This is a genomic window from Bifidobacterium simiiventris, assembly GCF_019331715.1.
Taxonomy (GTDB): Bacteria; Actinomycetota; Actinomycetes; order Actinomycetales; family Bifidobacteriaceae; genus Bifidobacterium; species Bifidobacterium simiiventris.
Map to the genome: position 1 here is coordinate 44555 of NZ_JAHBBG010000014.1, position 13778 is coordinate 58332.

Genomic DNA, 13778 nt, shown 5'->3' on the forward strand with positions numbered 1-13778 from the left:
CTGTTATTAAAGATGATACTGTTCATACGATTGTCAGATGCGCGGAGTTACCCAAACAATCAGAGTTTTATCGAAAGATGTTTCATGCACAGGTTTAATATAGCGATTTCCGAACAGATTATTTTGTTTAAATAAATGCGGCGAAGAATAGCGACAGACAAGTAGCGTTTCTCGCTTAGTATAGATGATTCGGATATTGAGCCCACACAACCAGACGCGAACAACAAAGACAGCAGAGACCATTTCTAAAAGAATTCTTTATCACAGCATAAACCATGCAGGAATACGGATCAGAAGCAAACTTCAATCCTTCTAAATATGCTTTAATGCGATTCATCGGTTCAATGGTCTGGGTTGTTTATTTATTACTGGAATCCGCATTCCGCCAATAGCAATAACATTAGGTGGTAAAAATTAAATGTGATCATGGATGACGATAGACATCTATCGCTGTTAAGGTAAATTGGTTATTTATCATATATATACCAACGACAGACTTTAATATACTCGCATCACCTAATATCCCTATAATTCAACGTTGCACACGCTATTCCAATTGCAATCAATAAGTAAACTAGAGCAATCACACCGCTAAACAAAGGGCTGATAATTGGTTCAGGCTCCAATATGGCAGTGCCTGCAATAGATGGTATCCATGTACTCAATGTTTGAGATGCAGGTAAATTAGCAACCACAATGGGAAGGAGATAATACAAGGCAATGTAAGACGCCGCACCTTTCCCCACTGAATCAACGGCTACGCATAGTGAGGCGGCAATAAGCATACGCCCGGTAAGTATCAGGGCCACGGGAAGACATAAGAGCAGCGATGTGGACAACGGAGAGGGCCATGCTTGCGATGGTACGACGGGGCCGAGGATGAGCCGAGAGGTACCAGTTGCGGTAAGTCCTCCGGTTGCGGCCATAATAAAACCAACAATAGCGATATCGACACATAAGATTAGAAACAGTCGCGTTCGCTTCGGTTCAATCAGGAACAGCGGAATGGCTGTGGACGTATTGAGCAGGACACGGACGGATAGCAGTGCCGCGATGATTGCCAAGGGCTCGGCCATGGGCATAACCGCACCGGCGATGCTCGGCCCCAATCCTTCGAGCGTGGCGAAGCCATCGAGTTTGGAGCTGGAGGAGAGCATGAGCCGGACGGAGGCGCTAGTCAACGCGGCGAACGCGGCGAACGCCAGCGGCAGCCCAACCCATGCCGCGAGGGTTGCCGGCCGGCATACCACATAACGTATGAGCAGCATCATGCGTTGCAAATCCCGTGTACCCCCGTTCATGACGTGTGGCTCTTTACTGAAGACCGGTTGATTATGCTAGTCATTACTTCGCGAAGCGTCGGTTCGGCGCGATTGAGCTGAACCAATGGAGCCTCACATCTGGCTGCGGTTGCGAATACAGTATCTTCATCCGTCCGTCGTGCCAAATACAAGTCATTCTTTAGGGCGCGAAGATCGGCCCCCATTCCCATCAGATCATTCAGGGCCGCGGCCTTTCTGCTCACATCTACGCCGTTTGCAAAGCGGAATATGATTCCAGCCCCGTCGCTGTTGTCGTTAATGACTTGCTCGATTGGCCCGCAACCCATTTGCCGACCATGCATGACAATCAGGACATGGGTGGCTATGCGTTGCAGTTCTTCAATCTCATGAGCTGCCAAAATAACGGTTCTGTCGGACTCGGCCCATTGTTTCAATGAATCATGCAGCCAAAGTCTTCCTTCGATATCCAATCCATTGAATGGCTCGTCCAATACAAGTATCGGTGCGTCGGAGAGCATCGCGCAAGCAACGCCCAGTCGTTGTCTCATACCTGTGGAATACCCCCTAATCCGGACTTTCGGCCAATGATCCAGACTACAGGCACGCAGCACGCGGCGAACGCGACGACGCACGTTATGCAATCCCTGCATGCCGGCCATAAACGTCAGATACTCACGGCTGGTCATCGACTCATCCCCCAATCGCCCACCTAGGAATACACCCACTTGCAAGCCCGGATGCTCCAACTGCCGATACGGTCGGCCCATAACCAGTGCACGACCTTGGCTGGGAGAGGCTAGGCCGAGCAGCATGCGTAGCGTGGTGGACTTACCTGCACCATTCGACCCCGCCACGGCCAATACTTGCCCCGGCCAAACCTCAAAATCAATCGGACCTACCACCGGCCCGGATACATATCGTTTAGTCAATCCATGAACTTCAACCACGGCGTCCACGAAGACCTCCTATACGGCGAATCATGCTGTCGGACGTGGTTGTTTCTTCAACGGGATTGATGTCGCACCTGTCCAAATGATCATTAGCCGTATCATCTGGGGAGGGGCTCTCTGGCTTCTCCTCCAACCGAACAATCCCTTTGCGCTGGTCTGCTAGCTCATGTACAAGATAAATTACGAATGGCACATACAACAAGCTGCATACCATCGATATAATCATCCATGCGAACTGGCGTCGCGCCCACTGCCGATATGCCAACACCAGCCAAACCGCCGAGCATGACCATTGGAACACCGTTACCGGTACGACAGCCGGTGGCGTAGACGGTACCCCTGCCAACAGGTTCGTGAATACCTCACGCGCATATTCACCATACGCGGGCAACGCCACAGCTTCCGCCACGCCGAGCCATATGATTAATACTGCGGCCAATACTAAATACCACCAATTCAAAGTGATGCAGCGCCAGGCGGCAATGCGCCACTTCAAGGACTCAAACCAGACTGACAGGCGAATCATGATGCTCCTTAAATATGAGATATATATGTCTCTATGATTGCAGCCCAAAAAAGCGAGAACCATGAAATAAAAACCACAAACAAGGACAATAAAGTGGCATTATCTATGCTAATATCCCGCTTTCGATTGTTCTGCAAGAAACAAAATTCATAGTGCGTAATAGTCAAAGCAATGCCAGATATGGTGATCAGCGCAAAGCATTCAAAGAAAAGATGAGGGACTACTGCGGTCAATAATTTACCTCCTTGGTCTTGAAATAAATACTGAGCCGCACTCCATCCAAAAGAACTATAATTAATAACTAATACAATAGTTGTAGGAATGGAGAATAGAAATCCTCCAAATAATAGTATTAGCCATACCTTAGTATTGTTCCATAGTAGTTCATGAAGATATATCTTCGGAATTATGGCCCTGCTCAAAGGATACGGACGTAACTTGGCTAAAAATACGCCAACCAGAAATGCTGCTAAGGAAATCCCAAGGACGCAACGCGTCTTAGTGAGAAATAGCTTCAAGAATCCCGTCATACCTCCTCCTCCGCAGGGCCATAATATCCAATCAATGAATCACCATGCCGCAGCGCCCGAAGTCCCCAAGGTGCCAATCATGGACTGGATGGTGGAAGTGAGCGGCGCAGCTGCAGGGAAAATCATTCCCACCGCAGCCGATCCAAGCCAAGCTACAGCGACAATGGCGGTAGCTGCCGCACTCCCAATTCCCAATACCGCCATCAGAGAAGCAACCAGCGGAATAACAAAAGGAGTGACGAACACTGCCGCAAAAGCGACTGCCACACTTGCCATCTGCCGATTTCCCTTATTGCAAGACGTACCGCGAGCATTATTTTCATACCTAGACATCATTGTCTCCCTTGAATAGTATGGGCAAATATTATTTTTTGGGCAAATTATATACATTTCCGTGAAGTATATACGAGCATTATTCTATGCCGCTATAAGCAACAACTAACGGCGGCAATCGTACCGTTTTTACAAACTTTTTCATCATAAAATCCTTATATGATCTCACTATTGCATGGTTGCCATTTTCTTGCTACAAGACATCGGCAAGAGTCTCAGAAATTGCATTTACAATTTCCTCGTTCCAGTTGTATTGTCAGCTTCTCAAATTGAAAATGGATCCACAAGGATCAAATTACTAACTGTCATTCCGAGATGACAACACTCAAGTATTTTCGGAATCGCCTATTGCCAATTATCTTTTTCCGTCTGAGGAACGGTGGTACGCCTCTGAGCAGGTAGATGTACTGGCCGGTGGGGAGAGACTGTTTCGGAAAGTGTGTAGCCGGCTTTGATCGCCGGCTGCGTGGCTGGCGGGAAAGGGTCTGTAATGAGCATGTCGACTGAGACAATGGAAGCCATGGCAATGTGAAGACGGCCCTCAGCAAGGAAGCCACGGAGAAACCAGCGAAACCCAGTGATCCAAAGGCATCCCCGATCTAGCGCGAGCTCGCGCTAGAGATAATCCGGCAGACCAAGGAGCAGGGGCTTGACTTGACCGGCCGCGACGGTCTGCTGAGGCAATTCACCAAGACCGTGCTGGAGACCGCCCTCGACGAGCAGATGACCGAGCACCTCGGACACGAAAAGCACGAGAAAAGCGCCGATGGCAGGGCCGCGAACACGCGCAACGGGACAACCGCCAAGACCGTGACGACGGAGGCGGCCGGACCAGTCACCATCAAGGTGCCTCACGACCGGGACGGCTCGTTCGACCCCGTCATCGTCAAAAAACGGTATCGCCGGCTCAACGACGTGGACTCGGTCGCACCTATGCTAGGTGCCTGACCGCCGGAAAGATCAGCGCGCACTTCCAGGAGAGCTACGGCACCTCGGTCTCCAGAGAGACCGTCAGCCGCCTTCACCTGCTGCGCAATACGTTCCACTATGTGTCCAGAAAGGACTGGGACATACTCAAACGCGACCCGAAACCCATCTACACCGTCGTCAACGAAGCAGCCGCGGAACAGGCTCGCGACGAGATGCTCGACAAGTGGGCGTCCAAATACCCGGCTATGGGCGGCCTGCGGCTTAACACGTGGGATCGGTTCGTTCCGTTTCTCAACTACGATGTGGAAATCCATCAGACGATCTGTTCGACGAACGCGATCGAGAGTCTCAACGCGCGGTTCCGTCGAGCGGTCAGGGCGCGAGGTCACTTCTCCGACGAACGTGCCGCGTTGAGGTGCCTGTACCTGACCGTCAAGTCGCTGGCCCCGACCGGCAAGGCGGGTACGATGGACGACACGTGGAAGCCCGCGTTGAACACGTTCACCGTCACCTTCGCCGACCGCTGGTCCGCCAGCGAGAACATATAACCAAACCACTAGTTACACACTTAACGGGACCGTCCCTCACGACCTTGGCAGCGCCGCACAATGCGATAGCATTATCGTATTTGTCATCTATAGATGACATAACTTCTCACTGAGGAACGGTGGTATGCCTCTGAGCAGGTAGACGCACCGGCTGGTGGGGATGCGTCCGAGTTCGTCCGGAGTGAGGAGTTTACGAGCGTTTTTGCGGGTGCTGCGTGTCCAGCTGCCGTTGAGACCTTTGGTTTCGCTGGTTTCAATGACATCGATGGTCTGGTCTCCGAGCCGGTCGCTGATGTATTTGGTGGTGCTGGGTTCGTTGCCGCCGAGGAAGAGCTGGCTGTCGCAGTTGCCGGCGATGGTCTCCCAGTCATCCCGATAGAGGCTCTTGCCTTGGCTGACGGTCTGGAGGATGATGCTGCAGCTGATGCGTCGGCTTCGTATGGTGGCGATGAGCCTTACGAAGTTGGGGATTTTGCCGATGTTGGCGAATTCGTCGAGCATGCAATGCACGTCGCGGTCGAGCACGCCGTCAGGTTTGGCGTCGGCTTTGCGTACAAGCGTTTCGAAGAGGCATTGGTAGAAGACGCTGGCGATGAAGGAGAACGTGGCGTTGGTGTCGGGTAGTTCGAGATAGATGATGCGTTTGCCTTGGTCGAGGGTTTCGAGCCGGATGTCGTCGCCGTCGAGGATTCGGCGTACCTCGCGCACTTGGAGTGGTGCGAGGTGGACGCCGGTGGTGATGATGATGCTTTTCTTGGTTTCGCCAGAGACGAAAAGTCAAGGACTTTTTCATCAAATTCACAAAGAAGTCACATTTTGCGGACTTCCTCACGGAGCAGACGCTTGATTTTGTCCTCCATTGTCTCTTTTGCGGTCTGGCTGAAATGCACACGGACGATATAGGTTGTCTTGCCAATCTGCTTTCTGACAGTAGGGCAAGTGGCGGTGTTGGTTGCGGTATTGTTCATTCAAAATCCTCCTGTAAATGAAAAATGCCCGGTGACTGTTCATCATCGGGCGGTGTCGGTATGAGGGAACAAGGCAAGGCGGCAACATTAAGGTATCTATAAAAACCTTGCCGTCTTTGCCACGCTTGCCGTGTTCCTGTTGTCAATCTCGGAGATAGCAGACCCATGCTGTGCCGTCTTTCTCGGTCACAAGTCTGTCCCCGATACGGCTCTTTGCCGTTCTCATGGTGCGTGAGGAAATCCCACGCTCATTGACTGCCTTTTCCAGCTCTGCGCTCGGCATACGCTTTCCATCTGCAAGCAGTTCCAGAATGAGCATTTGCGCCTGTGCGGTCTTGCTTTCGGTCTTGGCGGTGTCTGTCCCGGCAAGAAGCTCGTCAGCGGTAATGTCATAAGCTCCTATCCATTCAAAGCCTTTCTCGTCTCCCAGAGAAAAGGCAAGGGACTGTCCGGGCGGCGCAAGGGAGCTTTTCTCATGGATAAGCACCCTTGTTGTGGGACTGTCTTTCAGCTTGCCAATAAACAGCAGACTGCGGACTGCCGCCGTAATGTCGATAGACCCCAATCCCCGGTAGGTGCTTTGCGTTCCTGCGGCTTTGTTGAGGTGTCCAATCAGCACGATAGCGCACCCGGTAGCCTGTGCAATGTCTCCCAGACTGCGGAATATTGGGCGCACCTCGTTTGCCCGGTTCATGTCCACATCTGCGCCCAGAAACGCCTGTACCGGGTCAATGATAACCAGCCTTGCGTTGTTCTCACGGATTGCCCTTGCTATGCGCTCATCGGCAAGAGTCAGCGGCGTGTCTCTATCGTCAATGACAAGCACTCGTTCAAGGTCTGCGTCCGCTTCCATCAGCCGGGGCTTAACGGTATCGCCCAAACCGTCCTCTGCGGTCTGATAGATGATATTGAAAGGCTCAAGTTTCTCCATACCGGGTAAAGGCTTTCGGTTGGTGCAAGCCGCCGCAAGACGCATGGCAAAGTAGGTCTTGCCCTCACCGGGGTTGCCCTGTATGATCGTCAGCTTTCCAAAGGGGATATACGGAAACCATAGCCAATCCACGCTCGTCAGCTCCACATCTGCCATGCGGAGCATTGGGACAGGCTGGGCGGTGGGCAGCTCTCGCAGCGTGATTGTCTCGGCTATGAATTTGCGGCTGGGAATGTCCCCTTGCTGACGGAGAACATCGTTCCAGTCTTTCCTTGCCGGGACAAGGCGAATGACGGCGATCTCGCCGGGAATGGACTGTGCCAGTCGGGAGCAGGCTTCACTTCCTGCGGTGTCGCTGTCAAGGCAGAGGAATACTTTTCGGGTGTCCTTGCGTTCAGAAAGAAAACGGTCAAGGGCTTTGCCCGAAACGCCGCCCAGGGCAAGATAGCTCCTTGTCTGCCAGTCCTGCGGATAAAGGCAGATGAACGATAACAGGTCAATCGGCGCTTCAAAGACAAAGAGCTGGTTGCCGTTGCCCTCGTATCGGAACGGATAGGACTTGTCAGACCCGGCAATGTCCTGTCTGAATGGGTCTGCCGTTCCTCGCACATGGGCGTATCTCGGCGTACCACTTCGGTCTCTGCCAACAAACACAACATTTTGCCGCTTTGCGTCTTCGTAAATATCCCCGGAAAGAAGAAAAGCCTCAACAAGCATTTTGTTGAGACCTCGGCTTTCGCAAAGATATTGAATTGCTCTGTCGGCTGTTCTGTTGTGCAAGGGCAAGTGAAACGCTGTGGGCGGTGCTGTGCTGGCTTCGCTCTGTCCCTCGCCGCTTTCGCCGATCAGGAGCTGGACGGCTTCGGGAAAGGACTTTCCGTAAAACTCCATGACAAAATCAATGGGATAGCCGCCCTTACTCTGGCTGTGGCGAAACCATTTGTTTCCTCGGACGGTCAGACTGTCATGCTCTTTCCAGCGGTATTCCCGTCCGCTTTTGATAAGCGTTTCTCCCTGTGTGCGGAGAAAATCTTCCAGACTGACGGCGTTTGCCCGGTCAATCTGTGCTTGGGTGTACTGCATGAGCGTCCTCCTTACTTCTTGAAAACAGCGCATCGTCTGCAAACGCCATGCTCACGCTCGTCCAGCGTATAGGGGCAGTTTGCACATTCCTCACCGTACTGTCTTGTGGTAACGGGCAGATAGCCCAAATCCTGCAACATATCAATCTGACGGTCGGTGAGGGTGGCTTCAAAGGCAAGGCATTTCCGGGTGTGTTCGTCCAGCTCAATTAGATTGGAAAGCGGTCTGCCATCGGTCAAAGGCTCTCCGCTCAAAAGGCGTTTTGCCGTTCTGCGGATGGGGTTGTATTCGTTCTTCCAGTCGTATTTTTTCATCGGGATATATCCTCCTTTTTGTGTCGTGTTTGGGGTCGATTTTGGAGCTTTTGTTCCTCTGTACGCTCGTTAAATCGGGCGGCAGTATCTACGCATGACTTGACCTTCCAAAGGCGGTGTAAATCGTCTCTGACGGTCTTAAACTCGCCGTAGGTGGTTTCATGCGCCTGTTCCAGAGCGTCATACTCTGCGGACAGCTTTTTCATATCCACCTTACCGTCCGGGAACTCTCCGGTCAGCTTTCGTCTGGCGGCGTAGAACTGTTTCAGTTCCGCTTCATGCTCTGCCTTGTACTTGGCTCTGGGCTTCTCAAACTTGATTTTCTGCAAGCCGTCATAGATAGGCTTCAAGCTCTGGAAAGCAGCGGAGCTGTCATAGAGCTGCTTAATTGCTTTCATTCGGGCGGTCTGTTCGTCCAGCGTTTTCTTCAAGCTCTCTGTGGCAGCACTGTGTTCGCTGACACGGTGTTCCAAATCTTCAAGGGAGTAAATGTCGTTTGCCCGGAGATAATTGAAAGTCTCGTTCATCTCCTTTAGATTGCTGACCTTGCCTTTCTGCGAATACGCCCCGGCTCTGCGCTGGGTGTAATAGGCGTTCAGCAGAGAAACAAGGTCGGGTGCCTGCGGCTTGGCAAGCTCCGCTTTTGCTTCGGCAATCCAATCAAACAGGAGAGCGATTTTCTTCTTGATGTCCCGGATAACGGCGTTGGTGGCTCTGATCCAGCGGTTGAACTCGCCTTTCTCGGTGCGTATGCCTTTCTTCTCCATTGCCCGGACGGTTGCGCCATCATGGACGGTGGGAAGAAGCTCCACGCCCTGACGCTCATAGCTTCGGTGGTCGATACGAACGTCAAGCCCCTTTTCCGCAAACTTGGCGTTGCATAGCTCCGCCCATGTCTGCCGCCAGTATTCCAGCGTTTCGGGACTGCCCCAGTCGGTAGTGGGAACGGCGTTGAACACAAACTTTCCGTCTGCGTCCCGGATACGGTTGCCGTCCTCGTCCAGCTCGTACACCCGGCGTTGCTTTAGCCCCCATTTGCCGTTCTGCTCGATGGGGCGGATGGGGCAAAGCACATGAAAATGCGGATTTGGTATGCCGCCGTCCTCCCGGTCTGGCTGGTGTACGGCGAAGTCAACCACCATGCCCCGGCTCACAAAGTTCTCCAACAAAAATTGCCTTGCAAGAGCGATGTTTTCCTCAAGGGAAAATTCATTCTGCAAGGCAATGTCAAAGCTGTATGCAAGCTGGGCGTTCTTTCCACGCTCGGCTTTTTCCACGGCGTTCCATAGCGTCTGGCGGTCTGCGTATTCGGGCGGTGCATGGGACGGCAGGAGAATGTCAGAGCAGATCACGCCGCCCTTGCGTGTGTAGTCGCTGTATTCGCCGTAATACTCGCTATACAATCGCTCCCCGGCTCGGTAGGCGGCAGAAGCAATAGCGGACTGTCCTGCGCTTCGTTTAGTCTGCGTGACGCTCAGATGAAATAGTGCCATCGACTTTCAACTCCTTTTCTCTGTTTGCTTGGCTGATGTGGGTAATCGCCATATGGTGGACGGCTCGCTGGACTTCTGCCAGAGAAAAGATGTACTCCATCAGCTCTGTCATTTCGGTGCGTGTGAGATCTTTGACCTCCGGGGCAAGGCTCTCAATCGTGCCGCCCAGATTGCAAAGGCGGTGGGTGCGCTTGGTGCGTTCGCCTTTCTCCAGATACTTCTTTCGATTCTCCAGACGCTCCAGCTTGTGCTGTTCCTGCGCAAGCTGCGTCTCGGCTCGTTCCTTTTCGGCTCGGAGCTGTTCAAGGGTTTTCGGTTTTGTCATTGTGCTTGACCTCCTTTTTTGATTTTGGGGATAAAAAAAGACCGCCGACTTTTCGCATAGTGCGACCAGTCAACGGTCTGATTTTCGGTATTTGTTTTTCCAAACTTGCTGGCGGCGAACAGCATTTTATGCTGTTTGCGGACGGCAAGTCCACAGGGGATAGCCGCATTAGCGGCGCAAGGGGGTGTAGCCACCTTGACGGAACGAAGTGACGCAACATTCTCGGTCATGCAGTTTTCTTCTGCCGACCGGGAATGAAGCTCCGCAGGACGCACGATACTTCCGACAGGGGAGTATAGAAGTGCGCCCTTTAGTTCCTAAAGGGATTTTATCAGTTCGACAAATCGGAAGTTATCTATTTCTCCTCTTCGTTAAGACCTAGTTCATTACATATTACTTGCTATCCCTGATACCTTATTCTTTCTACCAGCGTTTCCTTTTTCAGATTACTGCTTAAAACACAGGAAAGCACAATTTGTAGAATACCAACCAGAAGAATCATAACAAGAATCGGGATAAGAGGAACGTGATAAACGTTCATTCCAAAAATCCCATTATGCTTCGCATAGGAAAACAGTGCATAGCCAAGGGGCAGACCGGCAGCAAGTGCGACGCAGATGGTGCCAACCGTAAAAATCAAGCCCTGTATTTGTAAGCTCAGATTCAACTGCTTATTGGTCATGCCTACCGCTTGCAGCACACCGTATTCCTGCTTCTTCGTGATGATATTGATGATCATGGTGTTTGCCAGATTCATAAACCCAATGAGACCGACAATTGCCATGAACAGATAGCAGCCAAGCTTCATCATACGGCTTGCGTATTCTGCGGTTTGCAATTCTGCGTGATAGGTGTTCAGCTTGATATGAGAAGTATCGGAGAGCAGGTCATTCAGGCTTTGCTCTACAGATGCCACATCTTTTTTATCACAGTCCACCCACAGATATCCATAGGCTGTTCCCCTCGGATTCATGGAACGGTATACACCTTCCGGAATGACAAGATAAGTGTCCGCGCTTACAAAGGATCCTGCAATCTTTCCCTGATAGGTATAGGTTTCACTTCCGTTGTCAAAGTTGAATGTAATCGGTGCACCCGCAGAATACCCGTCAGCTTCCATCCACTTGGACCAGCCAAAGAAAACATCCCCGTTTTTGACAGCCTGTGCATAGTCCATGGAACCGATATCGCCATCCCCGCGCATCATTTCAAAATCCTCTTGATTTACGATTGCAACCGGAAATTTTGTTCCGTTCAGATCTGCAGAGACGATTTCTCTCGTCAGTACATCCGTTACACCGGGGATGGATTTGATTTCTTTAATCAAAGAATCATTCAGTGGGTTGTTCTGTAGGATTGTGTCCAGATTATTCTCCGAATAGGCTTCATCATAATTCTGGGAATAATCCAGCTGCAACTCAAATTGTCCATGGTTGATTGCAATCCGCGCCTCGTGCTCCGTGTCAATATTCCCAACATAATTAGAGATAATTACAAACAATACACAGGAAAGCCCCATGGTAAGAATCGTAGCAATGGTTCTTTTCGGATTGCCTGTCACATTTGCCATTGCCATGGAGAAAACGGTGACATCTTTTCTGCCTTTTCGTCTGCCCTGTTTTTGCGTTTTGGAGCCGTCAAGATACCGTGTCGCTTCGATGGGTGAAATCCGGGAAACAATTTTCATGGGTTTGCGCAGAGCCAAAACGACCGTAAGAAACGATACAAAAATGCAGATGAGCATAATTGTCAGTGAAAACAGAGGCACCTGATGGTTCTTGATTCCGGACGATACCAGATTTCCCTGCTCCACCAGCCAGTTGAAGCTGACGTTTGCAATCAGGAAACCAAACAGCAGCCCCAGCGGTATCGAAGGAACCGCCAGAAGAATGCCCTCACGAAAGATCAACTGCTTCATCTGCTTTCTGGTTGCACCCAGCGCCTTGATTTTTCCGTACTCCTGAACCTTCTGGGCGATCCCGACCTGGAAGATATTATAAATGACCACAACGGAAAACAGCACGATTCCGAGGATCAGGGTTCCACAAACCACAATCATTTCATAGCTCGGCTGCAATACCCACTGCAGGTAGAGGTCATTGATGATCACGTTTTTCTGGTCAATGCCGCAGGAATCCGCGATTTCTTTTATAACAGGCGCAACATTATTCATAGATACATTTGCAGAATCGCTCAAGGTAAAATAGATATTATATTGCCTGTCACCCTCCGCAACACGCTCATTATAAAAATCCTGCGAACCGAATACAACATAGGAAGCCTCGATGGTATATTCATCCCGGTCATATAAAAGCCCGCTGACAGTAAATTCCATCGGTGCGTATTCCGACTGCATGCCGGAACGGTACTCCAATGTTACGGTGTCTCCGACCTTTACATCATGGTATCCCACTGCATCAAAGAAAGCGCGTCCTGCGGCAATTTCCTGCGCCTTTTCCGGATAGGTACCTTCCTTCAACACATATTCCTGATTATAGGGAAGCATTTTCCTGACCGTTTCATCCGCACTGACAAAGCCGCCATTCTCATTTCCTTTCAGGATGCCCTCCGTACGCATGATGCCGATATCAGATATCTCAGCTCTGCGTTCCACTTCTTTTAATTGCGTACCATCTGCGGCGATAAACAGGCCGTAGTTGCTTCCGTATGAGCTTGCAGCCTGATCCTTCTGTAAGAGGATCAGTCCATTTCCAATTGTACTGATAATGACCAGAAGCATGGTAGTCAGGCAAATCGCCGTCATAATGAGGACACTTCTTGTCCGATTTCTTTTGTCGTTGCTGAATGCAATTTTGCTGATCGTCCTCAATTGAAATCCACCACCTGTCCATCCTCGATGACTAAAATACGGTCAGCAACCTGCGCGATCTCATCATCATGGGTAATCATTACAATCGTCTGTCCATATTTTTTTGCGCTCATTTTCAGCAGCGCGATCACCTCGTCACTTGTCTTGGAATCAAGATTTCCGGTTGGCTCGTCCGCAAACAAAATCTCCGGTCTGTTTACCAAGGCTCTTGCAATCGCAACGCGCTGCTGCTGTCCTCCGGAGAGGGTATTCGGAAGATTATGAATCCGGTGTTCAAGACCCAGTGTGGTGATAATATCATTGACATAAGCTTTATCCACTTTTTTTCCGTCAAGCCCCAACGGAAGAACGATATTTTCCCACACATTGATGGAGGATACCAGATTGAATGCCTGAAATACAAATCCGATCTTTCTTCTCCGGAAAACGGCAAGCTGATCCTCCTTCATGGAATACAGGTCCTTGTCAGACAAGATCACGCTGCCGCTGGTTGGTGTATCCAGCCCGCCCAGCATATGCAGCAGGGTACTTTTTCCGGAGCCGGATTTTCCGACAATGGCGACAAATTCTCCCTGTTGAATCTGGATATTCACATGATTGACGGCTTTGACCTGATTTTCCCCCGTCCCATAAAATTTGCAAAGCTGCTTGGTTTCTAATATCACGCCCACTCCAATGGCCTCCTTTTCTTATTTACCAGCATTGTATCAAAGGAACCTTTCATTTCACTTTCA

At 50.7% G+C, this 13778-nt stretch carries 13 protein-coding genes and 2 pseudogenes; 2 read left to right on the forward strand and 13 right to left on the reverse strand.

All coding sequences use genetic code 11. The annotated features are described in order from the left end of the window. Positions 1 to 512: 512 nt before the first annotated feature. From KIH76_RS10400 to KIH76_RS10415, 4 genes are read right to left on the reverse strand one after another with little or no spacing between them, the layout of a single operon-like run. Positions 513 to 1271: a hypothetical protein gene (locus KIH76_RS10400; protein WP_236023789.1), complete on the reverse strand. Its 759-nt coding sequence runs from the start codon at positions 1269 to 1271 to the stop codon at positions 513 to 515. Positions 1272 to 1297: 26 nt separating this feature from the next. Beyond that, positions 1298 to 2239: an ABC transporter ATP-binding protein gene (locus tag KIH76_RS10405; RefSeq protein WP_219070594.1), complete on the reverse strand. Its 942-nt coding sequence runs from the start codon at positions 2237 to 2239 to the stop codon at positions 1298 to 1300. Further along, on the reverse strand, positions 2223 to 2759 hold the full coding sequence (locus tag KIH76_RS10410; protein WP_035138070.1) for a hypothetical protein: 537 nt from the start codon (positions 2757 to 2759) through the stop codon (positions 2223 to 2225). Before KIH76_RS10410 ends, KIH76_RS10405 begins: the two co-directional genes overlap by 17 nt. An 8-nt stretch (positions 2760 to 2767) precedes the next feature. After that, entirely contained in the window at positions 2768 to 3289 is a 522-nt protein-coding gene (locus KIH76_RS10415) for a stage II sporulation protein M (RefSeq protein WP_081892026.1), read from the reverse strand. A 79-nt stretch (positions 3290 to 3368) separates the two neighbouring features. Here KIH76_RS10415 and KIH76_RS10420 point away from each other — a divergent pair, with 79 nt between their 5' ends. Both KIH76_RS10420 and KIH76_RS10425 read left to right on the forward strand, forming a co-directional pair. Next, positions 3369 to 3641 carry a hypothetical protein gene (locus tag KIH76_RS10420; protein WP_152600621.1) on the forward strand — a complete coding sequence of 91 codons (273 nt, stop codon included), beginning with the start codon at positions 3369 to 3371 and terminating at the stop codon, positions 3639 to 3641. A gap of 602 nt (positions 3642 to 4243) precedes the next feature. Further along, positions 4244 to 5100: pseudogene (locus tag KIH76_RS10425) on the forward strand (transposase). A gap of 87 nt (positions 5101 to 5187) precedes the next feature. On the opposite strand, the pseudogene KIH76_RS10430 reads toward KIH76_RS10425, so the two are convergent. The 9 genes and pseudogenes from KIH76_RS10430 to KIH76_RS10470 form a co-directional block, all read right to left on the reverse strand. Next, positions 5188 to 5859, reverse strand: a pseudogene (locus tag KIH76_RS10430) (VirD4-like conjugal transfer protein, CD1115 family); the annotation flags it as partial. Positions 5860 to 5909: 50 nt separating this feature from the next. After that, on the reverse strand, positions 5910 to 6068 hold the full coding sequence (locus KIH76_RS10435) for a transposon-encoded TnpW family protein (RefSeq protein WP_006428300.1): 159 nt from the start codon (positions 6066 to 6068) through the stop codon (positions 5910 to 5912). 142 nt (positions 6069 to 6210) lie between these two features. After that, complete coding sequence (locus tag KIH76_RS10440; protein WP_109056363.1) at positions 6211 to 8082, reverse strand: AAA family ATPase; 1872 nt, start codon at positions 8080 to 8082, stop codon at positions 6211 to 6213. A gap of 11 nt (positions 8083 to 8093) precedes the next feature. Beyond that, a complete protein-coding gene (locus tag KIH76_RS10445) occupies positions 8094 to 8396 on the reverse strand; it encodes a hypothetical protein (protein WP_033495400.1) in 303 nt (100 codons plus the stop codon). Beyond that, complete coding sequence (mobQ, locus tag KIH76_RS10450) at positions 8393 to 9889, reverse strand: MobQ family relaxase (protein ID WP_033495402.1); 1497 nt, start codon at positions 9887 to 9889, stop codon at positions 8393 to 8395. The genes KIH76_RS10445 and mobQ overlap by 4 nt, the downstream gene beginning before the upstream one ends. Beyond that, positions 9855 to 10214 carry a DUF3847 domain-containing protein gene (locus KIH76_RS10455; protein WP_034526285.1) on the reverse strand — a complete coding sequence of 120 codons (360 nt, stop codon included), beginning with the start codon at positions 10212 to 10214 and terminating at the stop codon, positions 9855 to 9857. Before KIH76_RS10455 ends, mobQ begins: the two co-directional genes overlap by 35 nt. Further along, a complete protein-coding gene (locus KIH76_RS10460; RefSeq protein WP_084686030.1) occupies positions 10211 to 10444 on the reverse strand; it encodes a hypothetical protein in 234 nt (77 codons plus the stop codon). Before KIH76_RS10460 ends, KIH76_RS10455 begins: the two co-directional genes overlap by 4 nt. A gap of 170 nt (positions 10445 to 10614) precedes the next feature. Continuing rightward, entirely contained in the window at positions 10615 to 12978 is a 2364-nt protein-coding gene (locus KIH76_RS10465; protein WP_219070595.1) for an ABC transporter permease, read from the reverse strand. A 62-nt stretch (positions 12979 to 13040) separates the two neighbouring features. Further along, entirely contained in the window at positions 13041 to 13709 is a 669-nt protein-coding gene (locus tag KIH76_RS10470; RefSeq protein WP_206430963.1) for an ATP-binding cassette domain-containing protein, read from the reverse strand. Positions 13710 to 13778 lie beyond the last annotated feature (69 nt).

Excerpts from the sequence above, each read along its gene's own strand:
- KIH76_RS10440 (WP_109056363.1), bottom strand. The coding sequence starts at position 8,082 with ATGCAGTACACCCAAGCACAGATTGACCGGGCAAACGCCGTCAGTCTG.
- KIH76_RS10455 (WP_034526285.1), bottom strand. The coding sequence starts at position 10,214 with ATGACAAAACCGAAAACCCTTGAACAGCTCCGAGCCGAAAAGGAACGA.
- KIH76_RS10410 (WP_035138070.1), bottom strand. The coding sequence starts at position 2,759 with ATGATTCGCCTGTCAGTCTGGTTTGAGTCCTTGAAGTGGCGCATTGCC.
- KIH76_RS10445 (WP_033495400.1), bottom strand. The coding sequence starts at position 8,396 with ATGAAAAAATACGACTGGAAGAACGAATACAACCCCATCCGCAGAACG.
- KIH76_RS10435 (WP_006428300.1), bottom strand. The coding sequence starts at position 6,068 with ATGAACAATACCGCAACCAACACCGCCACTTGCCCTACTGTCAGAAAG.
- mobQ (WP_033495402.1), bottom strand. The coding sequence starts at position 9,889 with ATGGCACTATTTCATCTGAGCGTCACGCAGACTAAACGAAGCGCAGGA.
- KIH76_RS10465 (WP_219070595.1), bottom strand. The coding sequence starts at position 12,978 with ATGACGGCGATTTGCCTGACTACCATGCTTCTGGTCATTATCAGTACA.
- KIH76_RS10460 (WP_084686030.1), bottom strand. The coding sequence starts at position 10,444 with ATGACCGAGAATGTTGCGTCACTTCGTTCCGTCAAGGTGGCTACACCC.
- KIH76_RS10415 (WP_081892026.1), bottom strand. The coding sequence starts at position 3,289 with ATGACGGGATTCTTGAAGCTATTTCTCACTAAGACGCGTTGCGTCCTT.
- KIH76_RS10400 (WP_236023789.1), bottom strand. The coding sequence starts at position 1,271 with ATGATGCTGCTCATACGTTATGTGGTATGCCGGCCGGCAACCCTCGCG.
- KIH76_RS10420 (WP_152600621.1), top strand. The coding sequence starts at position 3,369 with ATGGACTGGATGGTGGAAGTGAGCGGCGCAGCTGCAGGGAAAATCATT.